Origin of the sequence: Corynebacterium sp. LK10, from assembly GCF_008042455.1 — a bacterium.
GTDB lineage: Bacteria > Actinomycetota > Actinomycetes > Mycobacteriales > Mycobacteriaceae > Corynebacterium > Corynebacterium jeikeium_D.
The window spans coordinates 326,874-349,509 of record NZ_NOVT01000002.1; the positions used below are offsets into that span (position 1 = coordinate 326,874).

Consider the following 22,636-nt stretch of genomic DNA (forward strand, 5'->3'; position numbering starts at 1 on the left):
AACTGGGGCACTATGACTACCGAATCCCGCATTGCAGAGCTCGAGGCAGCTCGCCGCGCCTCGTTGCGCAACACCGATCGAGATCCGAATCCGTCGACCACACTTCCCGACGAGGGTCTGGATAACCGCCAGCGCATGCTGAACGGTCAGTGGTATATCGCCGATCATCCGGAATCACAGGCTCTGAACGTGCGAATTGGCCAGGTGGCCGCTGAATTTGAGGTCGCATTCCGCGAAGACCAGCAGGCAGCACAGCAAGTGCTAGCACCGGCACTGGGGTCTTTCGGAGAGAGCAGCACCGTTCGCCCGCCGATCTACCTGGACTACGGCGATAACATCCACATCGGCGACAACGTTTTCATCAACTTTGGGCTCACCGCACTTGACGTGGTGAAGGTGACAATCTGCGACTATGCGCAGCTCGGGCCCAACGTACAGCTGCTTCCACCAGTACACCCACTGGGAGCTGAGGCCCGCGCCGCTTATCTAGAGTCTGGAGATGAAATCATCATCGGACGCAATGCCTGGATCGGTGGCGGAGCCATCATCCTGGGCGGTGTTCACGTCGGCGACAATTCTGTGGTCGCCGCGGGTGCCGTGGTGACTAAGGACGTTCCCGCGGGCGTAGTTGTGGCTGGAAACCCGGCGAAAATCATCCGCATCATCGAGGCGTGAATTAGAACAGCGTCTGCGGATGCACATTCGCAGCCAGCGCGGCGGCGAGAATGATGCGCGCCTGCGGTGCATGCACGCAACCAGCGCTAATCACACCGTGCCGAGCCAGCGTCGCACCGCCACCGGCACCGCCGTAGGCGGCGTGGACATCACCGCGCGGAACGCGCGTTGCCATCACGACGGTCACATCAGCCGCAATGGCCCGGTCAATGGCAGCGGCAAACTCATCGGAGACATTGCCCGACCCCAGGCCCTCTACGACAATGCCGCGTGCACCGGCGGCGACTGCCGAATCCAACAGTGATCCATCTGCACCCAAGTAGGCGGGGATAATCTCTACCTTCGAGCCCGCCAATGCCGCCAGAGGCAGCGGATCTGGACGAACCGGCTCCTCCGGTGCATTAGTGGCAAAAGCCAAAGGATCGGTTGTGTGCCACTTCGTCGCACCTCGTACCGGCAAGACTGCGTGGCCAAAGACAATAAGAACGCCAATTCCCTGCGCAGAGGCATCGGAAGCAATGGTCACGGCTTCAAAGAGGTTCCCCGGTCCGTCGGTTTCCGGATGATCATAGGGAAGTTGTGCACCAGTAAAGACAACCGGACGCGAGTCAGCATGGAAAATATCGGCAGCCATGGCCGTTTCCTCCATCGTGTCCGTGCCATGAGTTACGACGACACCGTCCACGGAGTCGTCGTCAAGCACTTCGTGAATAGTGGCGAGAATACGGTCAACGTCGGTGAACGCGAGATTCGACGAGTCCAGCATCCCGAGCTCACGAACCTCCAGCTCTAACATGCCCTCTGGATAACGCTGCGCGACCGCTGCGACGAGCTCCGTGCCCGAGATGGTCGGGGTTAGCGCACCGCTGCGATCCGTGGTGCAGGCGATGGTGCCGCCGGTGGTGATGACAACGATTCGGCGAGGGGAGACCGTGCTAGACGAGGCCGAGCTAGCCGGGGAATGATCCTGAGTCGACATGTCCACCATCTTACCTAGGCGATGTTTTGGCCTTGTGTAGGATTATGGAAGGCGTGAAGCCAGCGAATCTTCATGCAGATTTTATTGGAGTAGTGCACATATGAAAGTCCCCTGCAACCAGCGCGTTAGCGGAATGCGTTGGCGCACAGCGCGTGGTGTGACAGTAGCGGCGATTGTCTCGGTCAGCGCACTTGGGCTCGCTGCCTGCGGTGGCGGCAATACTGCAGCGCCGACGACTGAATCGAAGACATCCAGCTCGGCGGAACCAGTCATCATGCTGCCGACGCGCGCAGAGCTTAACGACGTCCTCGCACGCCTTATTAACCCCGATTTACCTATCGAGGAAAAGGCGCTGACCATCGAGGACGGAGATACTGCCGGCGATTTCTTCGACATTGTCACCAATAGTGCCAATGAGCAGGAAATTAGCTTTGATGTCATTGATCCGATCACGCCCGGCTTCACGACGAAGCAGGCCGTAGCCGGCGTCAATATCCTCCGCCCGGAGGAAGATCCGATGCTCGTGGATCAGGTGGACTTCATTTACAGGGATGGCCGTTGGATGCTGAGCAAGGAATGGGCCTGCAACCTGGCGTCGACGCTTGATCCGGAGCACAAGCCGGGGTTCTGTCTCGCGCCGGGCGAAACCCCTCCGCCGCCGCCTGAGCCGGAGGAAGAAGCCCCAGTTGAAGAGGCTCCGGTCGAGGAGGCCCCAGCACCGGTCGAGGAGCCAGCCCCGGCTCCGGCGCCCGAACCACCCGCTGAGGAAGTTCCGCCTCCTGCACCTGAACCGCCGGCTGAGGAGGTCCCGCCTCCTGCGCCGGCCCCGGCTCCGGCTCCGGCGGAGGACGCGCCTCCTCCGCCTCCACCGGCTTAGGCGCCGTCGGGCCAGGTATCACAGCCTAGTCCGGTCGGGTGCACTGGGCAGACAAAAGAAAGTGTCTAGGTTTATGACAGTTCCGCCCATTTTTTGGGCAGAAAAGTGACATAAACCTAGACACTTTCTCGTCTTCTAACCTTGCGCTGGCCAGAGCTATTTCTTCTGGACTCTGGGCTACTTCTTCGACCCGCTGCCGTCCTTAAACTCCAGCCCGCGGTGCGTCTGCTGAGTGATGCGCACATCGGAGTTGCCGTCGCCGTAGGTCACGGAGGTCACAAAGTCGATGTTGCCCTTCATCGGAAGCGGCTTAGTCAGGTCGATGGTGACGCGGTCGGCAAGCATGTCAGTCGTGGCCTCGACAACCTTCAGTGCACCCTCGCCGCCAGTGTCCAACTCGGTGACGGTCGGCACCTGCTTGACATCGACCTTCAAATTAACAATGTCGCCCGCACGGCTGAGCAGGGTATAGGTCACCTTCTGCGTCATCGTGGTCTGGCCTTCGACCTCGCTTTCGACCGTCCAGGTCGCATCCTTTCCGATGTCCTCGGAAGGGAAGACGATAGGTACGGAATGCAGCTGCTGCAGCGCCATCTCCACACCAGCGCGAGCGGTGTCGGTCGCCTTCTCCGGCGCTCCCAGCTTGAGTTCCTTGACCTCACCAGTGGCTGTTGTTGACCAATCAGAGATAAAGCCCTGTGCGGTAGCGATATCCTCATTCAGCTCATCGTTGGAGCCGTGGGGTTTACCCACCTCTGACGTCACCACACGAGTATCGTTATCGCTGGTAACAGTGCTGGTCAGGGGGATTTCCAGGCGGGTGTCCGGGAACGTCTGGTCGCTATCGGCGTTTCCGCCACGCTGCGCGAAGCCCTGCGTCACCGCCACGGTCGACTCCTGCTCTGCACCGTCGTCCTTCCAGCGCACGCTCGCCAGCTCACCGCTACCAGCACTGGTCAATTCGACCTTGGGTTGTGCAACGTCCACGGGTTGCGTTTCCACCGAGCTTTCCGACGAGCACGCGGCCAATGACACCACAGTGGTAGCGGCAACAACAGCGGTGCCGACCCTCGCCAGCAGGCCATGCTTGGTGTGACCAGGCTGGTCGCTGCGGCTAGGTCGACGGAACCACGAGGAGGTGGATTCTCCTGCACGTCGTAAAGCAGAGGAGGCCGGAACAAACTGAGATTGGAAACGTCGAGTCACACCGGTTAGCGTACCGGTTTCGCGGTGGATAGGAACCACCCGGGCGGTGTCAGTTGGCTGAATATGGGTTTGTTAGGCCATTATGGGACAGTGACTAAGAAGGAAACGAGGACATATTTCCCGCGGCGGGGGATTCTCGCTGCGGTTATTGTGTCAGTTGCGATTATCGATCAGCTGACCAAGATTATCGCTTTGAAGACTCTCGATGGCCGTCCTGCGGTGCAGGTCATTGGCGATCTCTTCGAGTTGCGGCTCGTTTTTAACCCCGGTGCAGCCTTTTCCTTTGGCACGAACGCCACCTGGGTTTTTACTACGTTGCAGCTGGTTTACATCCTGGCTGTGATGTGCTTTTCCCATTGGTTGCGCAGTCCTATATCGGCGACTGCGGCGGGGCTTATTGCTGGTGGTGCGCTGGGCAACCTCATCGATAGGCTGTTTCGGGAACCCGGTTTCTACGTCGGCCACGTCGTCGATTTCCTGTCGGTTAAGGGTTTTGCCGTATTTAATATCGCGGACTCCGCGATTACAGTGGGCGTTATTATCCTCGTTATCTGGATGGTTTTTTCCAAGGAGCCGGATCTCTTCGCTGATCAGATTGCAGCGGAGAAGAAATCTTCCCAGACGGATCAGAAGCAGTCGGCGGAGGGAGGACAGCAGTGAACGACAATGCAGTAAATATCGGTGCAGCACTCGGGGGAGCGCACCAGCCCGACCGAGAAACCCGGCAGATGCCCGTTCCACCGGGCTTGGCCGGTATGCGGGTAGACGCCGGTGTGGCTAAGTTGCTGGGGCTCTCGCGCACAGCGGTGGCTGATTTGGCAGCGGCTGGGGACATCACGGTCGATGGCGTGAGCGTTGGTAAGTCCGACCGATTGGAAGAAAACGCTTTCCTCTCTGTGTTGTTGCCGCCGGTGGAAAAGCCATTGGTTCCCAAAGAGGAACTCGTCGAGGGCATGGACGTGCTCTACCACGACTCCGATTTGGTGGCTGTTCACAAGCCTGTCGGTGTGGCCGCACATCCGTCGGTCGGTTGGGAAGGCCCAACGGTTATCGGCGGACTGGCGGCTGCTGGTTTCCGCATTTCTACCTCCGGTCCGCCCGAGCGAAAAGGCATCGTGCATCGCCTCGATGTTGGCACCTCTGGCGTGATGGTTGTCGCCTGCTCCGAACGGGGCTACTCCGTGCTCAAGCGGGCGTTCAAAAACCGTGAGGTGTCCAAGACCTATCACGCTCTGGTTCAGGGGCATCCGGATCCGCTGTCGGGGACAATTGATGCGCCGATTGGCCGTCATCCTTCGGCGGGTTGGCGCTTTGCCGTCCGCCAGGATGGCAAGCATGCTGTGACGCACTACGAAACGCTTGAGGCCTTCGCCCCAGCAACGCTGCTGAAGGTGAATCTAGAGACTGGGCGCACGCACCAGATTCGCGTGCACTTCTCTGCGTTGAATCACCCATGCTGCGGCGATCCCATGTACGGTTCCGATCCGGCATTGGCCAAGCGGCTGGGGCTCAACCGCCAGTGGCTTCACGCGGTCTCGCTTGGTTTCCACCACCCGGCAGATGGGCGCTGGATGGAAATCGAATGTCCATACCCAGATGATTTGAACCACGCATTGGAAGTTTTGAGGCAGAGCGCATGACGCAGACCCCATCGGGATCCAAGAACCCACCACGCCGTGAAACTCGCGCGAAAAGCACTGGTGACGGCAGTATTTCGCCAGTGATGGCACTGATCTCTGGTTTCTGTGTTGTCGTATTGGTGATTGTTTTAGCAGTCGCTTCGACCTCCGATCGGGTAAGCAAGCCGCAGAATCTCAACGGCGATGCTCTCGGCCCGGACCCGTGGGAAGCAACCGAGCAGTACGTAGAGCGTGCCGACGAGTCCCTCGCGAATATGAAGAAAGAGGACTACCGGCTAAAGACCGGCCAGCCAGTCGTGGAGGACCCGAAGTTCTGGGCGATGGTGACTTTTGACCGGCTGCTCGATGCGCAAGAAGCGGCGCAGGTCTATGAAAAAGAGCCCTCTCTGCGAGTATCGACTGCAATCATCGGCGGTGTGAGCACCCGGTATTTGCCGCAGCCGAGTAAAACAGCGAGCGAAGAAAAGCTGCTGCAAGATCAGCTGGAGTTAGCGGCTGCTTACGCAGACGTCGCGATTGACGACGAACGGCTCGGCTTCAACGGGTTACTGGTCTATGGTGACGCTGAATCGTTGATGGATGTCAAGAAAATGCCCGATGTGAAAGCTGTCGAGGCGCTGCCATCAGATGCGGCGCGTGGCCGTTTTGGTATTCGCCCGGTGCTGAGTTCCGGCTTCACGGATAAAGATCCGCTCTTTGCGCCGGGGCTGAGCCAGAACTAAGCGGCCAGACCTAATAGAAGCCAGGACTAAGCGGCCAAGTCCAAACGACTAGGATGAAGCGGCTAGAACTCTGCCGCCAGTACGCAGTTAGTTTCAACGAGAACGAAAAGGAGTCAGCCAACAGTGATTCAGGCATTCGGTGCGTACCTTTTGTGGGCGCTGTTTCCGCTCTATTTCCCCTTGCTGGAACCAGCAGGGGCCGTAGAGATTTTGGCGCACCGATTCGTCTGGACCCTTGTCTTTATGGTCATTGCCCTCAGCTTCATGCGCGCATGGCCAGAGCTGAAGGCCGCGAGTGCCAAGACCTGGGGCACTATTTTTATTGCCGCACTGTTGATCTCCGTCAACTGGGGGGTGTACGTCTACCTGGTCAACAATGGGCAGGTGGCGGAGGCCGCGCTCGGCTACTTCATCAACCCGCTGGTCAGCGTTTTGTTGGCGATGATTTTCTTCCGTGAAAGCATCTCGCGGTTGCAGCTCGGCAGTGTCATCCTGGCAACCATTGCGGTCATTGTTCTCACAATTGGTGTGGGACATCCGCCGTTGGGTGCGCTGGCGCTGGCGTTCAGTTTCGGTTTTTACGGACTAATGAAGAAGCGGGTATCGCTTTCCTCCGCAGCTTCGCTGACGGCCGAGTCCGCCGTAATCACACCGATTGCGCTGGCCTACATCCTCTGGTTGACCTACAACGGGCAGAGCACCTTTACCTCCGAAGGAACTGGTCACGTGCTGCTCATGATGAGCGCCGGTGTTGCTACCGCCATTCCGTTGCTTCTCTTCGGCGAAGGTGCCAAACGCCTGCCGCTGGCCACCTTGGGTCTGATGCAGTACCTGACTCCAGTTCTCCAAATCACCCTGGCAGTCACTGTGCTGGGCGAGGAGCTCGAACCGGAGCGCTGGATCGGATTCTTCATCATCTGGGGTGCCGTCGCGCTGTTCATCTGCGACCTCATCCTGAAGATGCGCCGGCAGCGTCGGGTACGCCGGGAACTCCACAAGGCCGGTGTTGAACCGGCCCCGGTTTCCGCCGATGCCGCCGACCAGACGGATGGGGCGGTTACCCGGGACGTCGTAAAGCCGGCAGATAATTAGCAGAAAAGTTCGCGCAGGTGCTCGTTGAGGAAGATTCCCTGCGGGTCGACCTTTTCCCGTAGTGCCTGGACCTCGCCGAACAGCGGATAACGTTCCGCGAAATCCTCCGCGCGAAGCGTGTGCAATTTGCCCCAGTGCGGGCGACCTTCGTGGGCCTTGAAAATCGGCTCGATGAGGTTGAAGTACTCTCGGTAGTTTTCCTTCCAGTAGCGGTGGATGGCGATGTAGGCACTGTCGCGACCGTACGCAGTGGACAGGGCCACATCATCGGCTTTCGCGGAGCGCACCTCGATGGGGAAAGAGACTTTCATCCTCTTGCGGGCAATTGCGTCGTGGATTTCCCCGAGAACATCGGAAGCAGCCTCGAGCGGGACGGAGTACTCCATCTCGGAGAAACGCACTCGGCGCGGCGAGACAAAGACCTTGTGCGCCTCGTTGGAGTAGCGGCGCTCTGGCACGGTGTTGGTGGCAATCCGGTTGATGGTATCGGTCGTAGCGGGAATGGCCTTAGCAATCTCGCAGCACGCCAAGAGTCCCATGTTGTTGACGACTTCGTCGTTAAGATACGTACGCGCGCTGCCCAGGCGCTGCTTCAGGCTATTGCGGCTCGGGCGGCGGTGGCGCTGCGGTTCAATGCGAGTATTGTGCTTGACCAGCGTCTCGCGCTGTCCCGGGAACCAGAAAAACTCCAGGTGGTCAGCTTCTTTGCAGCGCTCGGCGAAACTCTTGCGCAGGGAATCAAACTCTTCGCGGTGCTCGTCGGCGTGCAAATCAAACGCTGGCACGACTGACATCGTGACCTCCGTAAGCACGCCGAAGACACCCAGTCCCAGCCGGCCGAGGCGGTAGAGCTCGCCGTCGATTCCCTCAGCGTCCGGATGGCAGTGCCTGACGACGCCATCCGCGGTGACAATCTTGAATCCTTTCACGGTGCCCGCGAAGCCGGTGAATCCAAGCCCGGTGCCGTGTGTGCCAGTAGAGATAGCACCGGCCAGCGACTGCGGATCGACATCGCCCTGGTTGGGAAGTGCCCAACCGAGCGGGCGCAGAATACCTGGAGTGTCGCGCAGGCGAGTGCCGGCACGCAGCGTGGCGGTCTGGTTGGCGGCGTCGAGTTCGACCAGACCAGAGCAGCGGTCGAGTTGAATGCGGTGCCCATCGGTGGTGGCCACGGAAGTAAAAGAATGACCGGCCCCCAGCGGGCGCACCGTAGTCCCTTCGGTCTTCGCCGCTTTAATTACCGAGATGACACCCTCATCATCGTGCGGCTGATGAGTGTAGGACGGGGTGCACGATTGCGTGTGCGCCCAATTGCTCCAATGCGAGTTGGCGACGGCTTTCGCCTGCGCACGCCGACGTACGCGTGGTACTCGGGACTCAACTGTAGAGACTGTGAAGCGGGCGTTGTTGTGTGAATTGCTCATGTGAAGATCAATCCCTTTCCTCGGTACGTGGGCCAGTGGGCGATGATGGTGCCATCTCGAACTGCAATGACTTCTTGTGTGTGTTCGGCTATTTCGCCGGCCTTGGCGTGGCGGAACCACACGGGATCTCCCAGCGAAATTGCGTCGGCGGTCTTGCCGAGCAGCGGAGTCTGCACCTCACCTGGGCCTTCCTCTGCCGCGTAGCGCAGGTCAGTGGGGTACCAGGGGGTTGGCAGCCGGTCAGCTCCCGCCGGCCCAGAGGCAATTCGACCACCGCCGGACACCGTGACCACGCCCTTCTTAGGACGTCGCGTCGCCGGCAACACAAACCAGGACGCCGGGCGCAGATTGAATGCACGATAGTTATCGAAGAGGGTTGGTGCCAGGAACCCCGACCCCGCCGCTGCCTCGGTGACTGCGGCCTCGGCGCACGTCGACTCCAGCGACCCCGTGCCACCACCGTTGACAAACTCCAGCGGCCCCGCCACTTTCTCGACTGCAGCGACAACCTTCGCGCGGCGCTTTGCCAATTCCTTCTTTGAGACGGCCTGCATCACTCGAATTGCGCGCGCACGCAGGGAGTTTCCGGCATCGCCCACTCCGGCAATGTGTCCCTCATACATCATGATTCCGGCCAGCTGCAGCTCCGGGTGGGCAATGATCTGCTTGGCAAACGCCGCTGCCTGCTTCGGCGAGAACAGGCTTGAGCGCAGCGTACCGATATGCACGCCGGGGAGGGGACGAAAGGATGCGTCGACGTCCATGCACACGCGGATTGGCGCATTTTCGCTTGCCGACGACGCCAGCGCCTCCAGATGCTCGGGACGGTCAACCATGACGCAGATGGCGGCACGCGCTGCATCATCGTCGGCAAGCTCTGAGATAGCGCGGGCGTCAAGAGTTGGGTAGGCGACGACGATGTCGTCGCTAATGCCTTCTCGGAATAGGTACAGCGCCTCTGCCAGTGAATATGCCAGCACGCCCTGGAAACCGGGGAAGGCCAGGACGTGCGAAATAAGCTGTGGAATGCGAATCGATTTCGAGGCCACGCGGATAGGCATCCCGTTTGCACGGCGGAGCATATCGCGGGCATTGGCTTCGACCGCCGCGAGGTCGACGACGACTGCAGGAAGGGAAGTGCAGTTAAGCAGCGTGTCGGTAGCTAGTGGCGGGCGGGCTGTCTGGGGCGTCTGCGGCGGCAGCGCTTCAGGCAGGTGAGACATCGATGTCGGAGCCGGGCGGGATGTGTCCGAGGACTCCGGGGCAGAAGCTCGAGAAAGTTTCATGCCCTAAAACGTAATCATTGAAAACCTGTACTGTCTTTGATTTTGAAAAGAAAGTCAGAATTTTCCAGGTCTGCGCCCTTTTAGACCAGCCAGCTGTAGCGGGCGGCATCCATGTTGGAGGTGATGACATCGCCATCGATGAGGTAGCCGGCGGCAACTGGGCGGCGGTCGATGGTTGCAAGAACCTCGTCAAGCTCGGGCTTGGGGAAGTAGGTGAAGTGGCCATCGGAAAGTGGTGCGAACACTGTATTGCTCCTTTGGTTCTTTGCTCGAGGGCAGTGCGTTTCTCTATGGTCGCGAGGAAATATGAGGACTTCCTCACGAACTGTGATGTCGAGTATTGTCAACTGGTTTTGAAAAGTAAAGGAAAAGTAAGAGTGATGTTGCACACGTCTTTAGCTATAACTGTGCAGGCATAAGGGGCTGCTTCATTTTGGGTGTTCGATGGAATCGTGTTCAATCCGGGGGATTGTCTACAATCTGGACTCATGGCTAACTCCTCCTTCGTGCACCTCCACAATCACACCGAGTACTCCATGCTCGACGGTATGGCGAAGATTGATTTGCTTGCCGACGAGGTTGCGCGACAGGGAATGCCTGCGGTCGGTGTCACCGACCACGGCAATATGTTTGGCTCGAATGCGTTCTATCGGCAGATGAAGTCCAAGGGCATCAAGCCAATCATCGGCATTGAGGCATATATGGCGCCGGAGAGCCGTTTTAATAAAAAGCGCATTCAGTGGGGTGAGCCGCATCAGCGTCGAGATGACGTCTCGGGTCGCGGTTCCTACTTGCACCAGACCATGTTGGCTGCGAATGCGCAGGGTCTGCGGAACCTGTTCTACCTGTCGTCGATGGCGTCGTATGAGGGGCAGATTAGTAAGTACCCGCGTATGGATGCCGAGTTGGTGGCGGAACGCGCCGAGGGCATTATCGCGACCACTGGTTGCCCGTCGGGTGATGTGCAGACGCGTCTGCGTCTGGGGCAGTTCGACGAGGCTCTGCAGGCCGCCGGAATGTGGCAGGACATCTACGGCAAGGAAAACTACTTCCTTGAGCTGATGGATCACGGGCTGGATATTGAGACCCGTGTGCGAAGTGAGTTACTGGAGATTGGCCGGAAGCTGAACCTGCCGCCACTGGTTACGAATGACTGTCACTATGTCACCCGTGACCAGGCCAAGGCTCACGAGGCCATGCTCTGTGTGCAGACGGGTAAGACGCTCAATGACCCGGACCGTTTTAAGTTCGACGGTGACGGCTACTTTATTAAGTCCGCCGAAGAAATGCGCGCGACCTGGGATCACCTAGTCCCGGGTGCCTGCGATAACACGCTGCTCATCGCAGAGCGCGTTGAGGACTACGACGAGCTGTGGGAAGAGCACCCGCACGATCGCATGCCGAAGGCGGACGTTCCGGAAGGGGAGACGCCGACGACATGGCTGCATCACAACGTGATGGAGGGGCTGCGCAAGCGCTTTGAAGGGCGCGAGGTACCGGAGGAGTACATCCGGCGCGCGGAGTACGAAATTGAGGTTATTGACGGTAAGGGCTACCCGTCGTACTTCCTTATCGTTGCGGAGTTGATCCGCCATGCCCGTGAGGTGGGCATCAAGGTCGGTCCGGGGCGTGGTTCCGCTGCCGGTTCCCTGGTTGCGTACGCGACGTGGATTACCAATATCGACCCGATTGAGCACGGTCTTCTCTTCGAGCGATTCCTGAACCCAGAGCGTCCGTCCGCGCCGGATATCGATATCGACTTCGACGACCGCCGCCGCGATGAAATGATTCGCTACGCGGCAGATCGCTGGGGCGAAGACAAGGTGGCGCAGGTGGTCACCTTCGGTACGGTGAAGACCAAGCAGGCTCTGAAGGACTCGGCGCGTGTGCAGTTCGGTCAGCCGGGTTACCAGATTGCAGACCGCATTACTAAGGCGCTGCCACCTGCGATTATGGCTAAGGACATTCCGCTGAGCGGCATCGTCGACCCGGAGCACCCACGCTACGGCGAGGCCGCCGAGGTTCGTCAGCTTATTGAAACCGACCCGGATGTGGCTCGAATTTACGAGACAGCCCGTGGTCTCGAGGGCGTCGTTAGGCAGACCGGCGTGCACGCTTGTGCCGTGGTGATGGCGTCGGTGCCACTCTTGGATCACATCCCGATGTGGAAGCGACAGGCTGACGGCGCGATTATCACTGGCTGGGACTATCCGGCGTGTGAGGCCATCGGTCTGTTGAAGATGGACTTCCTGGGTCTTCGAAACCTGACGGTTATCGGTGACTGTATTGAGCACATCAAGTCCAACCGAGGCGAGACAGTTCTGCTCGATGACCTTCAGACCGATGATCCGAAGGTCTATGAGCTGCTGTCGCGCGGTGACACCCTCGGTGTGTTCCAGCTCGATGGTGGCGGAATGCGTGAGCTGCTCAAACGCATGCAGCCAACGGGCTTCGACGACATCGTGGCATCGCTGGCGCTGTACCGTCCGGGGCCGATGGGTGTGAACGCGCACTTTGACTACGCGGATATTAAGAATGGTCGCAAGCCTTATAACGCCATCCACGCGGAACTGGATGAGCAGCTGAAAGAAATCCTGGAAGAAACACACGGCCTGATCGTGTACCAGGAGCAGATCATGAAGATCTCGCAGAAGCTGGCGAATTACACCGCGGGCCAAGCAGATGGTTTCCGTAAGGCCATGGGTAAGAAGAAGCCCGAGGTGCTGGCCAAGGAGTTCGTGAACTTCGAAGGCGGCATGTTGGAGAATGGTTTCTCCAAGGATGCTGTCCAGAAGCTGTGGGATATTATTCTGCCCTTCGCCTCGTACGCGTTTAACAAGTCTCACGCGGCGGGCTACGGCCTGGTGTCCTACTGGACCGCGTATCTGAAGGCCAACTACACCGCTGAGTACATGGCGGCGCTGTTGACCTCGGTGGCGGATGATAAGAACAAGCTGGCTATTTATCTGTCGGACTGTCGCCACCTTGGCATTAAGGTGCTGCCGCCGGATGTCAATGAGTCGGGTATGGACTTCGAGCCGGTCGGTGAGGATATTCGCTTCGGCCTCGGCGCTATCCGCAACGTCGGCCATGATGTGGTCGCGTCGATTGTGAAGACGCGCGAGGAGAAGGGCAAGTTCACGTCGTTCTCGGACTATCTGGACAAGATTGAGACGCTGCCGTGTAACAAGCGCATCACCGAGTCGCTGATTAAGGCCGGCGCTTTCGACTCGCTGGGGCACCCACGAAAGGGCCTTGCGCTCATTCATGAAGAAGCCATTGACTCGGTGCTGTCGACCAAGAAGGCTGCAGACAAGGGACAGTTCGACCTGTTTGCGGGCTTCGGTGGGGAAGAGGACACCGGATCGGAGAGCATCTTTGAAATCCGTGTGCCGGATGAAAAGTGGGATCGCAAGCACGAGCTGACCCTGGAACGAGAAATGCTGGGCCTCTATGTCTCCGGTCATCCACTCGATGGGTTCGAAGAATCGCTGGCCGCGCAGACCGATACCGCTTTGACCACGGTCGTCGGTGGGGAAGTCGCTAACAACACCGAAATCACTATTGGTGGCATTGTCTCTAGCGTTGACCGTCGCGTGAATAAGAACGGTCAGCCCTGGGCGATTATCGGTATTGAGGACCACAACGGTGCGCGCGTGGAAGTTATGGCTTTTGCGAGAACCTACGCGATGATTGCCACCAGCATTGCTGAAGACGCCATCGTGCTTATTCGTGCCCGCGTTCAGTACCGCGATGACCGCATGAGTGTGGTCTGTGATGACCTGAAGCTGCCGGACCTTGGTCGCAATGGCTCCACTTCGGCGCCGCTGCGTCTGACCATGCGCACTGATCAGTGCACTCCGGAGATGATTGCCAAGCTGAAGTCCGTACTGCTGGACAACCCAGGCGACTCCGACGTTTACCTCAAGCTTGTCGACGGCGATTCCCACACCACTTTGGTTCTCGGCGAGCACTTGCGGGTCGACCGGGACGCCAGCTTGATTGGTGATCTGAAGGCGACGATTGGGGCCAGCATTTTGGGGTAGCTTATCGTGGCCCTGATTGTCGCAACCGGTTGTATGACCGAGTAGAGTCATAGCTCATGAGTGAGAATTCTGTGCCTGCTTCCCAGACCGAACGCCGACTTGTTCACGCGGCCGATATTCAGATTGCGCAGGCACGAATTTCTTCGGTTATTGCGGCCACTCCGCTGCAGTTCAGCCCACGTCTTTCCGAAATCACCGGTGCAAAGGTATTCCTCAAGCGGGAAGACCTCCAGGACGTGCGCTCGTACAAGATTCGCGGTGCCTACAACGCCATGGTTCAGGTTACCGACGAAGAGCGAGCAGCAGGCGTCGTTGCGGCATCTGCAGGAAACCACGCTCAAGGCGTGGCATATGCCTGCCGCCAGCTGGGTATTAAGGGGCGCATCTATGTGCCCAATGCCACGCCGAAGCAGAAGCGCGACCGTATCGCTTACCACGGCCGCGATGCCGTTGAGATTGTCGTTGTCGGGGACTCCTTCGATGAGGCCGCCGCTGCGGCGCGTGCTGACGCACAGCGCACTGGTGCCACCATGGTGGAGCCATTCGACTCCTTCAACACCATTGTCGGACAAGGCACTGTCGCAGCTGAAATTATTGCGCAGCTCTCCGGCCAGGGGTTGACTCTGGATACCATCTGCGTACCGGTCGGTGGCGGTGGTCTGCTCAGCGGTGTCACCTCTTACCTGTCGGATATGTCGCCGAACACCCAGGTCATGGGTGTGGAACCTGCGGGTGCGGCCTGCATGCGCGCAGCCCTGGAGAACAATGGCCCGATTACGCTGGGGCACACCGATCCGTTCGTCGATGGCGCCGCGGTGGCCCGTTTCGGTGACCTGCCATGGCACATCCTGGAGGCCAACCGCAACCGCGTTCATCCGATGATTGCGCCGGAGGGCGCGGTCTGTGAGGCGCAGCTGGATCTCTATCAGAACGAAGGGATCATCGCTGAGCCGGCCGGTGCGCTGTCTGTGGCAGCTCTGGAGCAGATGCAGTTTGAACCGGACGAGGTTGTTGTCTGCATCATCTCGGGCGGTAATAACGACGTGCTGCGCTATGCCGAGATCATGGAGCGCTCGCTGGTCTACCGCGGCCTCAAGCACTACTTCCTGGTCAACTTCCCGCAGAAGCCCGGCCAGCTCCGCATGTTCCTCAGCGATGTTCTCGGCCCGGATGACGACATCTCGCAGTTCGAGTACCTCAAACGCAACAACCGCGAAACTGGCGCGGCTCTTGTCGGTATTGAGCTACGTCGTGCCTCTGACCTCGAGGAATTGCTGGCACGCATGGATGCCTCGCCGCTGAAGTGCCGCCGACTGGTACCCGGCACACCAGAGTATGACTTTTTGACCTAGACTTGCTGGGTCCAGCTGGGAAACCTCCGAGGAAGTCCTCCCAGCTCCGTTAATTAAATGAATCTTTTCGAGCAAGCTTTGTAGCGAAGGGGAGCGTCCACCCACTATGACTGGGGCAAGCAGTGTCGACCAGGGTGTCCGAGTGGAAAATACCGTGATTGTCGAAATGTGGCTGGCTGCCGCAGAGCAGGACCTGGCCACCCGGATTCCGGGTCTGCTGGAATCCGCCACACAGGCCAAAGTTGAGCCACTGTTTGTCTGGTCAGGGCTGGCGATGGACGAGGTTGAGCGTATCGACCGCTTCCTGGGAACGCTCCTGGCCCATCATCTGGCGGGTGGTACTGCTGCCGATATTGAAGCTGCGAAGAGTGTCGTTGACAATCACCCGCTGGTCACCCTTGCCTCGCTGGTAGGACGCGCCGCGCGTGTTGCGTCGGCAAGCGAAATGTGGCTGGACTGGCCAGCCGCTCTGCAGCTGAATCCAGACGCTGACACTACCGGCGCGCTCATCGAGCACCTCGCCGCCGCAGTGCCGACAATGCTGGCCAACGCTGGTTTGCCTAACGACGTCGACAGCAACCAAGCCGACGCGGATCCGCTGCAGCGGGCAGCGCAGGTGCTTTTGCTGCACGCGGGTGTGCAGCTATCGGTGATGCCACTGATTATCGAGCGCTGTGAGGAGCTCGCGGGGGTAGCGGAGCTATCCGACCCTTCATCAAATGACCTGGTACAGGCGCTGTCGAAGGTTCATCCGCTGCTCGAGGAGCTGCTGACCGAAATCGCAGAGGCGGAAGATGGTGTCTACCCGCTGGCGCTGCGTCAGTTGGCCAGGACGGCACCTCGTCAGGCGCACAAGTTGTTTAAGGCAACCCTCGGCTATGCCATTGCCACTGCCGCTGATCCGGCCAACTGGGAGGCTCGGGAAGAACTCGGCCAGCTCGATGCGGGGCTGCCGCCTATTCTGGTGACCGCTGCGCGTGAAGAGCTGCGTATGCGTCCGGCGGGTACTGCGAATCGTCGTGAAGCCGTGGGCGTGGTGGCAACGACCGGCCGCCCGCAGCTGTACTTCGATGAGCTGACGCAGACCGTTGGCGTACAGCTACCGACGCCGCTGGATCCGGCGGGACGGACCTGGCGTGTCACCTTCGGCGGCACGGTAGCAACGACGCCGGTGGTGGGCCTGCAGGATTCGCTGCCGCGTCCAGTGGTGACCATCGATGAGCCGGTGCGCGATGTGCTGGTGGAAATCGGCGATGAGAAGCACTGGCGAGTCCCCGCGATTAGCACTGAGGACCCAATTCTCATTTTCGGTGCCGACGGTCAGTCAGTCACAGACAAGGTCTCGCTACACTCGACGTCCGCTACGGTGGTCTACCCGGTTGATGCCACACTCGTTGACCCCGTCACAGGCGCTGAGGTGCCATTGCTATCGGACCCGCGCCCATTTAACTGGGAGTTGTGGCAAGTCGCTGAGATCGATCTCCGCGATGTTCATGCAGTTCAGGTTCGTCGGTCCGGGGCGGCCGGCGAGGTTCGGTCGGCATCCCCGCAGCGTCAACCGCGAATGACCATGCCCCACGCGCGTCTCGACGGCACGGTGTCTGCCTACGGCACCCCGGTTTACGCCGGTGGTCCGGTCGCTGTGTTCCCGCCGACGCTGTCCGGTAAGGACGAGTCCTGGCGCGCGATCGTCACCGATTTTGGTGGATATGGTGCGTTTACCACGGATTCCGTCATGGTCTATGACCTCGAGGTACCCGCCGCGGGTGGCGAGGTTGAGATCCTTACCGATGACGATTACCCGTGGGTCGGCGAGTTCGTGGTTCGTCTGGTCAATCCGCGTGGCCGCAGCTTCCAGAAGCACTTCGCCATTGCGGAGCAGGCAGACCTCACGATTACTTACAGCGGTGGTGGAGACGGCTTCCGCATCCCAACCATCGACGGGCTGAGCCCCGCCGACATCCGCGTTGTTTCCGGTGACAAGCCGCTTGACGCCGAGCCCGCTATCGTGCGCCTCGGGGCGGACGAAGTCACAGGCACCGTCGAGCTTTCCACCGAGGAGGGCGCATGGCTGCAGTTGCAGGTCACGCCAGGCACGCTGCAGTTTGAGGTTTCGCTTGCCGACGAATCCGTCGCCCGCCGCACCACTACATTGGTCACCCGCCCGAAGCGTGTCGATGCCTTCGGCAAGATTGTCGTCAATGCCCCGGGCGAGTTGCGCCATGCGCATGTTGCAGTTTCCAGCGGTGAGCGCGACATCTGTCGCGTCCCCATCAAGCGTTTCGGCGATACTGGCTACGCGGAGTTCGGCAAGTTTGCCGACCGTATCTCCCTGCTGAAGGCCCTGCGCATCAGTTTGGACTGGACACGTGTGACGGGACGGAAGCGCCTGTCTGTACCACTGGTGGAGGCTTCCTCCCGCGATGCCATCCGCCAGATTGCCTTCAACGATGAAGCCACTGACATCATCGAGGTTGATGTCGCTGACGACGTTTCGCACTTGCCGATGACCCTGTGGCTCTGGGCCGCCGGTCAGCCGTGGCGCGAACCCGTCGCCCTGGAAGTCGTAGAGGGCGAATGCGAGCTTCCCGCCGAACTCCGCGGCCTTGGCCCATTTGTCGCGCAGGTGACTCTCGGTGTGGAAAAGGAACGCCACCCGCAGTGGCCGGCGGCCGGGTCGACCATTCTGAATCATGTCGATGATGCAGAGGCTATCGACCTCGATGGCGAGGACACCGATCCCGTTGCTCGCGCGCAGGAACTGTGGGGCGAGCTAAATCAGGATCAGCTCGCACGTTTGTGGACACTACTGGCGACCTTGCGGGCTGGTCGTGCAACCGACATGGTGCAGGCGAATCCGCTGCTGGCCGCACCTAGGTTGGGTGCGATCTTGTGTGCCGAACCACGCGCCGGTCTGGCAGCGTTGAACCGTTCAGTCATCGCGCTCGACGATCAGCCGGGTATGTTTATCGCCTCCGGACTCGTGCTGGGAGACTTCAGCGCTACTAAGCCAGTGCCGGGGCGTCGCCGTGTGCCGTGGCTCGGTGCATTGGCAGCATTGGCGGATCTCACTGATGAGAGCGTGGACCGTTCTCGTCAGCTGGATTACCTGCGCACAACTGGTGGCCAGGGACTGCTGGACATTGCTGCCAGCGGCCAGGACACCACCCTGGAGTCCGCTACTATCGACCAGAGCTCGGTGCAGATTACCTCGCTGCCGGAAGCACAGGCCAGCGCTATTCTGTCGCAGGTCTTTGATCCTTACCGCATGGTCCCGGGTCCGCTGACCGACGATGACGCTCGCTTCACCGCAATCTACGAAGTGGTACGCAATCGTGCTGAGATTGTGGAATCCGGTGTCATGACCCAGCTTGCCGCCGCCTCTCGGGTGTTGTTTAAGACGGTATCGAAGGCGTCTCCACGACTGCGCAAGGCGGTCAATGTGCGCTTCCACAAGCTCGACGGCATCGATGCGGATGATCCTTCGCTGCACTGGACTCTGGTGCCGGGAACGTCACTGCTTATTGCAGTGGCTGCCCGCGTATTGGCTCGTACTCAGGCTGAGAACTCTGATGCCAGTGTCGCCGCTGTCCGTGAGCTGATTCCGATGTGGGCTCAGCTGGCGGACCTGGTTCCGACGTTGGTGATGAGCGATATTCTCATCGCAGACGCGTTGGTGGCTCACGTCCTCCACGGTGATGTCACCGAGTTGCCGTGGCCAGCACCCGAGTCGGGTGCAGCGGATGAGGAAGAGTCCGACACCGAGGCTGAAAATCCGGCTGACTAGCTGAGCGAGACGACAGCGTAGCCCCACGCTGGAAGCGAGATTTCGGGACCGGCAGCTTCGTCATTGACGATGCTGGCTGCTGCGTCTTCAAAAGTGTGCAGCAGGTGGGCGGAACCGAACTCGGAATCCAGGCTGACGCTGGTTTCGGCGTCGGAGAAATTCGCCACCAAAGCGACAGTTTCAAAGGCATCCGAGTTTCGGGCACCCATTTCGCGCTCATCCTGGCTGCGCACAACGACGAGGCAACGATTGTCCTCGTCATACTCAGTCACCACAGATGCCGACCAGGGAGTGCGAAGCGACGGGTGGGACTTCCGCAGCGCGAAGAGATCGCGGTAGGCCGCCAGAATAGTGGCGTGCGAGCCCTCCGAGACCTCCTGCCAATTGAGCTTCGAGTGGTGGAAGGTCTCTGGATCCGATGGGTCGGATACCTCCTTCGGATCCCACCCGGCACGGGCAAACTCACGTAGGCGTCCCTCGCGCGTGAGCCGTTGCAGCTCCGGATCTTCATGGGAACAGAAGAAAGCAAACGGGGTAGAGGCGCCCCATTCCTCACCTTGGAAGAGCATCGGGGTGAAAGGACTGCAGGCGATAACTGCTGCCTTTAAAACCTGCTGCGCCGGAGTGAGGTTCATCGACGGACGGTCACCGACAGCGCGGTTTCCCGTTTGATCATGTGTGGTCGTGTACGTTACGAAAGCATGCATGGGCTGTACAGACAGGTCGAAGAGACGACCATGAGTGCGACCACGGAACGTCGACATTGTGCCCGTATGCCAGAAGCCAGTTTCCAAAGCACTAGCTAGCGCTTCCACCGACCCAAAGTCTGAGTAGTAGGCGTGGTCCTCGCCAGAGACCAGCGTGTGCAGTGCATGGTGGACGTCATCATCCCACTGAGCGTTGAGGCCAAAGCCACCTGCAGCGCGCGGGCGGACCAAACGCGGATCATTCTGGTCGGACTCTGCAATCAAAGAACGCGGAATACCAGTCTCGGCTGCGACAGTGTCTGCGACAACCTGCATCTGCTCCAGAATGTGGAATGCCCCCTCGTCATGCAGGGCATGGACCGCGTCCAGACGAAGACCGTCGACGTGGTAATCCACCAGCCATTGGCGCACTGCATCCAAAATATACGCACGCACCTCATCAGAGTTGTCGCCAGTGAGATTGACAACCTCACCCCAACCCGTCGAACCACCAGCGGTGTAGGGGCCGAAAAATCCCACATAGTTGCCGTCTGGACCAAAGTGGTTAAAGACCACATCCAAGATGACAGCCAAACCCTTTCGGTGACACGTATCAATCAGCTTCTGTAGACCCCGCGGGCCACCGTAGCCCTCGTGCACGCTGTGCCAGGACACACCGTCATAGCCCCAATTACGGTCACCACCGAAAGGCTGCACTGGCATCAGCTCAATATGTGTTACCTCCAGCTCAATCAGATGGTCTAGATGTTCCACCAAACCTTCGAAATCACCAGAATCGCTGAAGGTGCCCACATGCAGCTCATAAATCAGACCTCCTGGCAGAATCCGGCCCGACCAGGCCGAGTCCTTCCACTTATAGGCACCCAGGTCAACGACCTCGGAGAAACCATGCGGACCATCCGGCTGCGACTGGGAACGCGGATCTGGCAGCGGTATTGTCCAGTCACCGACAGCAGGGGAGGAGCCGTCCCCCGATTCGTCGTCAGGCGCGCCGAATCCCGCATGTGCCCGCAGCGAAAATGCGTAGCGATCCCCCGGTGTACGAGCCACATCAGCTTCAAACCAACCAGAGTTGGCGCCGTAGCCATCGGTGGCGTCAGCGATTGGATGCATATCAAAAATCGCTGGCGCGTCAGGATTGCCCAACAGCAGACGGACTTCGGAAGCGTACGGGGCCCAGACTCGGTAGTTGCTCATGGGCACCATGGTAGGTCAGTCAGCGGATTGGCACAGGGGAACCGTTTTCGAACACCGCGTATTTGAGGTGAGTCCAAGGTGAAGTCGAGATAGTAGCGAGCGACGGTGATTGGGTGTGCACGAAGCCCATACGCAACAATGGACACTATGACCACCGAGCCATCCACTTCGACCGAAGCGACGCAGAAGCAGCGCGACATCGAGCTGATTGTCCCCGCCGGCGGTGACATCGTCACGAATGAAATCGAGATTAAGAAATCTCGCTTCATCACGTGGATCGCGCGTGCTGACGACGAAGACAGCGCCCGAGAGGTCATCAATTTGGCCAAGGCGGAGTACCCGGATGCTCGCCACCACTGCAGCGCATACATTCATGAGGTCGTCGGAGGGAATCGGGTGGAGCGATCCTCAGATGACGGTGAACCTGGCGGCACGGCAGGGCGCCCAATGCTCGATGTGCTCCAGGGCTCTGGAATGACGAATGTCACCGCCGTAGTGATCCGCTATTTTGGCGGCATCAAATTAGGCACGGGTGGGCTTGTGAGGGCCTATTCGGATTCGGTCTCAGAGTGTCTAGAAAAAGTCACGCGCATGCGGCGCGTGCAAAGAGCCTTGAGAGTAGTGAGTGTCTCCGCCGCAGATGCCGGTCGCATCGAAGCGGAATTGCGTGCTCGTGGTTATGAGATCGTGGAAACGCGGTGGGGCCAGAACGTGGAGTTTTCCATCGCGGTGACTGCCGATGGGATTGCCCAGCTTGACGGCGAAATGCAGGCGCTGACTAAGGGAGCTAGCGAGCCGTCTACGGACGGTGGCGAAATCTGGTGGGAGCTGCGCGCTTAACAGCCGCTAACCCTGGTTCGGGGATTCCTCGCCGTTGTGTGCGCCGCGATGGCGCTTGAGAATTTCCACCAGTTCGTCCTTATTTTCCGCAATCTTTTCTGGCCGACCGAAAACGCAGACTGCCGCGACAGTAGCACCGTCTTCCTCCACTGCGATAGAGACACCGTCAACGCCACCGCCTTCGGCAATACCCGGGGCAGCACAGACGCCGGTCTCTGCGATTTCCCCGGCCTGGCGGAGGAAATCATCCACATAGACCTGGTCTTCCGGCCGCGCGGAGTTCAGGTAGGACCACAGTTCGCGCTTTTCAAACCGACTCATCAAAACCCAACCTGCAGAGGTGCGCAACAGCGAGCGCGGCAGGAAGTTCTCCGTCAGGTACTGGTAGCGCATGGATTCACCGACGGTTTTGAGGTAGAAAAGCTTGCCACCAACCGGCAGTGCCAGCACGGTAATCAAGCCAGTTTCGTTGTGAATCGCCTCGAGCTCAGCCGTCGGAACGTTGACCATGCGACGACCGGCCATGACATTGAGCAGAAACGGCGCCATGCCGAGCGTGTAACGCTTGTTGGACTCGTCAAGGTAACCTGTCACAGTCAGACCGTTGACAAGGCCCTGCGTGGTACTGAGCGGATAGTTCAGCGTGTGGGCGATGTCAGTGAGGGTTAGACCTTCGTTAGAGCGCGCAACGAGTTCGAGGATCGCCGCAACGCGGTCGACCATGCGGTGGCGGGGGCGGACAGTTTCTGTCATAGGACTAACACTAGCAATCAACCTACGCCATTGTGTTAATTACCTACCCAAAT

17 protein-coding genes are annotated in these 22,636 nt (G+C 59.5%); 10 read left to right on the forward strand and 7 right to left on the reverse strand.

Annotated features, from left to right (window positions below; genetic code table 11):
- The first annotated feature begins 12 nt into the window (after positions 1–12).
- Positions 13–675: a sugar O-acetyltransferase gene (locus CHU70_RS01435; protein ID WP_147719385.1), complete on the forward strand. Its 663-nt coding sequence runs from the start codon at positions 13–15 to the stop codon at positions 673–675.
- Between the two features lies 1 nt (position 676).
- Here CHU70_RS01435 and CHU70_RS01440 read toward each other — a convergent pair whose 3' ends face one another.
- Positions 677–1,654, reverse strand: a complete 978-nt coding sequence (locus CHU70_RS01440; protein WP_070429640.1) for an asparaginase — start codon at positions 1,652–1,654, stop codon at positions 677–679.
- A 100-nt stretch (positions 1,655–1,754) separates the two neighbouring features.
- On the opposite strand from CHU70_RS01440, the gene CHU70_RS01445 reads away from it, so the two are divergent.
- Positions 1,755–2,531 (forward strand): hypothetical protein, encoded by a 777-nt coding sequence (locus tag CHU70_RS01445; protein WP_069359184.1) that lies wholly within the window; start codon positions 1,755–1,757, stop codon positions 2,529–2,531.
- Positions 2,532–2,708: 177 nt separating this feature from the next.
- Here the strand turns inward: CHU70_RS01445 and CHU70_RS01450 are convergent, their stop codons facing one another.
- The gene (locus CHU70_RS01450; RefSeq protein WP_242451342.1) at positions 2,709–3,737 is read right to left on the reverse strand and encodes a hypothetical protein; all 1,029 of its coding nucleotides are present in this window, start codon (positions 3,735–3,737) and stop codon (positions 2,709–2,711) included.
- A 90-nt stretch (positions 3,738–3,827) separates the two neighbouring features.
- Between CHU70_RS01450 and lspA the strand changes: the two genes are divergently transcribed.
- The 4 genes from lspA to rarD all read left to right on the forward strand — a co-directional run bounded on the left by lspA (position 3,828) and on the right by rarD (position 7,191).
- The gene (lspA, locus tag CHU70_RS01455) at positions 3,828–4,397 is read left to right on the forward strand and encodes a signal peptidase II (protein WP_016422985.1); all 570 of its coding nucleotides are present in this window, start codon (positions 3,828–3,830) and stop codon (positions 4,395–4,397) included.
- Between the two features lie 68 nt (positions 4,398–4,465).
- Positions 4,466–5,377 (forward strand): RluA family pseudouridine synthase, encoded by a 912-nt coding sequence (locus CHU70_RS01460; RefSeq protein ID WP_042389388.1) that lies wholly within the window; start codon positions 4,466–4,468, stop codon positions 5,375–5,377.
- Complete coding sequence (locus tag CHU70_RS01465) at positions 5,374–6,099, forward strand: hypothetical protein (protein WP_049170281.1); 726 nt, start codon at positions 5,374–5,376, stop codon at positions 6,097–6,099. The genes CHU70_RS01460 and CHU70_RS01465 overlap by 4 nt, the downstream gene beginning before the upstream one ends.
- A gap of 123 nt (positions 6,100–6,222) precedes the next feature.
- Positions 6,223–7,191: an EamA family transporter RarD gene (rarD, locus tag CHU70_RS01470; protein WP_070858905.1), complete on the forward strand. Its 969-nt coding sequence runs from the start codon at positions 6,223–6,225 to the stop codon at positions 7,189–7,191.
- On the opposite strand, the gene CHU70_RS01475 is transcribed toward rarD, so the two are convergent.
- The 3 genes from CHU70_RS01475 to CHU70_RS11180 form a co-directional block, all read right to left on the reverse strand.
- Entirely contained in the window at positions 7,188–8,615 is a 1,428-nt protein-coding gene (locus CHU70_RS01475; RefSeq protein WP_070858904.1) for a D-arabinono-1,4-lactone oxidase, read from the reverse strand. The genes rarD and CHU70_RS01475 overlap by 4 nt on opposite strands.
- The gene (locus CHU70_RS01480; RefSeq protein WP_147719387.1) at positions 8,612–9,901 is read right to left on the reverse strand and encodes an alanine racemase; all 1,290 of its coding nucleotides are present in this window, start codon (positions 9,899–9,901) and stop codon (positions 8,612–8,614) included. Before CHU70_RS01480 ends, CHU70_RS01475 begins: the two co-directional genes overlap by 4 nt.
- An 80-nt stretch (positions 9,902–9,981) precedes the next feature.
- Complete coding sequence (locus CHU70_RS11180; RefSeq protein WP_016422979.1) at positions 9,982–10,146, reverse strand: hypothetical protein; 165 nt, start codon at positions 10,144–10,146, stop codon at positions 9,982–9,984.
- A gap of 243 nt (positions 10,147–10,389) precedes the next feature.
- On the opposite strand from CHU70_RS11180, the gene dnaE reads away from it, so the two are divergent.
- From dnaE to CHU70_RS01495, 3 genes are all read left to right on the forward strand, one after another.
- Positions 10,390–13,947: a DNA polymerase III subunit alpha gene (gene dnaE, locus CHU70_RS01485; protein ID WP_016422978.1), complete on the forward strand. Its 3,558-nt coding sequence runs from the start codon at positions 10,390–10,392 to the stop codon at positions 13,945–13,947.
- Positions 13,948–14,003: 56 nt separating this feature from the next.
- A complete protein-coding gene (gene ilvA / locus CHU70_RS01490) occupies positions 14,004–15,299 on the forward strand; it encodes a threonine ammonia-lyase IlvA (RefSeq protein ID WP_049190440.1) in 1,296 nt (431 codons plus the stop codon).
- A 106-nt stretch (positions 15,300–15,405) separates the two neighbouring features.
- On the forward strand, positions 15,406–19,086 hold the full coding sequence (locus tag CHU70_RS01495) for a hypothetical protein (RefSeq protein WP_070862935.1): 3,681 nt from the start codon (positions 15,406–15,408) through the stop codon (positions 19,084–19,086).
- On the opposite strand, the gene treZ is transcribed toward CHU70_RS01495, so the two are convergent.
- Positions 19,083–20,999 carry a malto-oligosyltrehalose trehalohydrolase gene (gene treZ / locus CHU70_RS01500; protein ID WP_070862936.1) on the reverse strand — a complete coding sequence of 639 codons (1,917 nt, stop codon included), beginning with the start codon at positions 20,997–20,999 and terminating at the stop codon, positions 19,083–19,085. The genes CHU70_RS01495 and treZ overlap by 4 nt on opposite strands.
- A 129-nt stretch (positions 21,000–21,128) precedes the next feature.
- Between treZ and CHU70_RS01505 the strand changes: the two genes are divergently transcribed.
- Positions 21,129–21,830: a YigZ family protein gene (locus CHU70_RS01505; protein WP_370449640.1), complete on the forward strand. Its 702-nt coding sequence runs from the start codon at positions 21,129–21,131 to the stop codon at positions 21,828–21,830.
- 6 nt (positions 21,831–21,836) lie between these two features.
- Here the strand turns inward: CHU70_RS01505 and CHU70_RS01510 are convergent, their stop codons facing one another.
- Positions 21,837–22,583 (reverse strand): helix-turn-helix domain-containing protein, encoded by a 747-nt coding sequence (locus CHU70_RS01510; RefSeq protein WP_016422973.1) that lies wholly within the window; start codon positions 22,581–22,583, stop codon positions 21,837–21,839.
- Between the last annotated feature and the right edge of the window lie 53 nt (positions 22,584–22,636).

Coding starts and splice junctions, on each gene's coding strand:
- CHU70_RS01435 (WP_147719385.1), top strand. CDS start 13: ATGACTACCGAATCCCGCATTGCAGAGCTCGAGGCAGCTCGCCGCGCC.
- CHU70_RS01495 (WP_070862935.1), top strand. CDS start 15,406: ATGACTGGGGCAAGCAGTGTCGACCAGGGTGTCCGAGTGGAAAATACC.
- ilvA (WP_049190440.1), top strand. CDS start 14,004: ATGAGTGAGAATTCTGTGCCTGCTTCCCAGACCGAACGCCGACTTGTT.
- CHU70_RS01510 (WP_016422973.1), bottom strand. CDS start 22,583: ATGACAGAAACTGTCCGCCCCCGCCACCGCATGGTCGACCGCGTTGCG.
- CHU70_RS01440 (WP_070429640.1), bottom strand. CDS start 1,654: ATGTCGACTCAGGATCATTCCCCGGCTAGCTCGGCCTCGTCTAGCACG.
- dnaE (WP_016422978.1), top strand. CDS start 10,390: ATGGCTAACTCCTCCTTCGTGCACCTCCACAATCACACCGAGTACTCC.
- CHU70_RS01445 (WP_069359184.1), top strand. CDS start 1,755: ATGAAAGTCCCCTGCAACCAGCGCGTTAGCGGAATGCGTTGGCGCACA.
- CHU70_RS01480 (WP_147719387.1), bottom strand. CDS start 9,901: ATGAAACTTTCTCGAGCTTCTGCCCCGGAGTCCTCGGACACATCCCGC.
- CHU70_RS01475 (WP_070858904.1), bottom strand. CDS start 8,615: ATGAGCAATTCACACAACAACGCCCGCTTCACAGTCTCTACAGTTGAG.
- CHU70_RS01505 (WP_370449640.1), top strand. CDS start 21,129: ATGGACACTATGACCACCGAGCCATCCACTTCGACCGAAGCGACGCAG.
- treZ (WP_070862936.1), bottom strand. CDS start 20,999: ATGGTGCCCATGAGCAACTACCGAGTCTGGGCCCCGTACGCTTCCGAA.
- CHU70_RS01465 (WP_049170281.1), top strand. CDS start 5,374: ATGACGCAGACCCCATCGGGATCCAAGAACCCACCACGCCGTGAAACT.
- CHU70_RS01460 (WP_042389388.1), top strand. CDS start 4,466: ATGCCCGTTCCACCGGGCTTGGCCGGTATGCGGGTAGACGCCGGTGTG.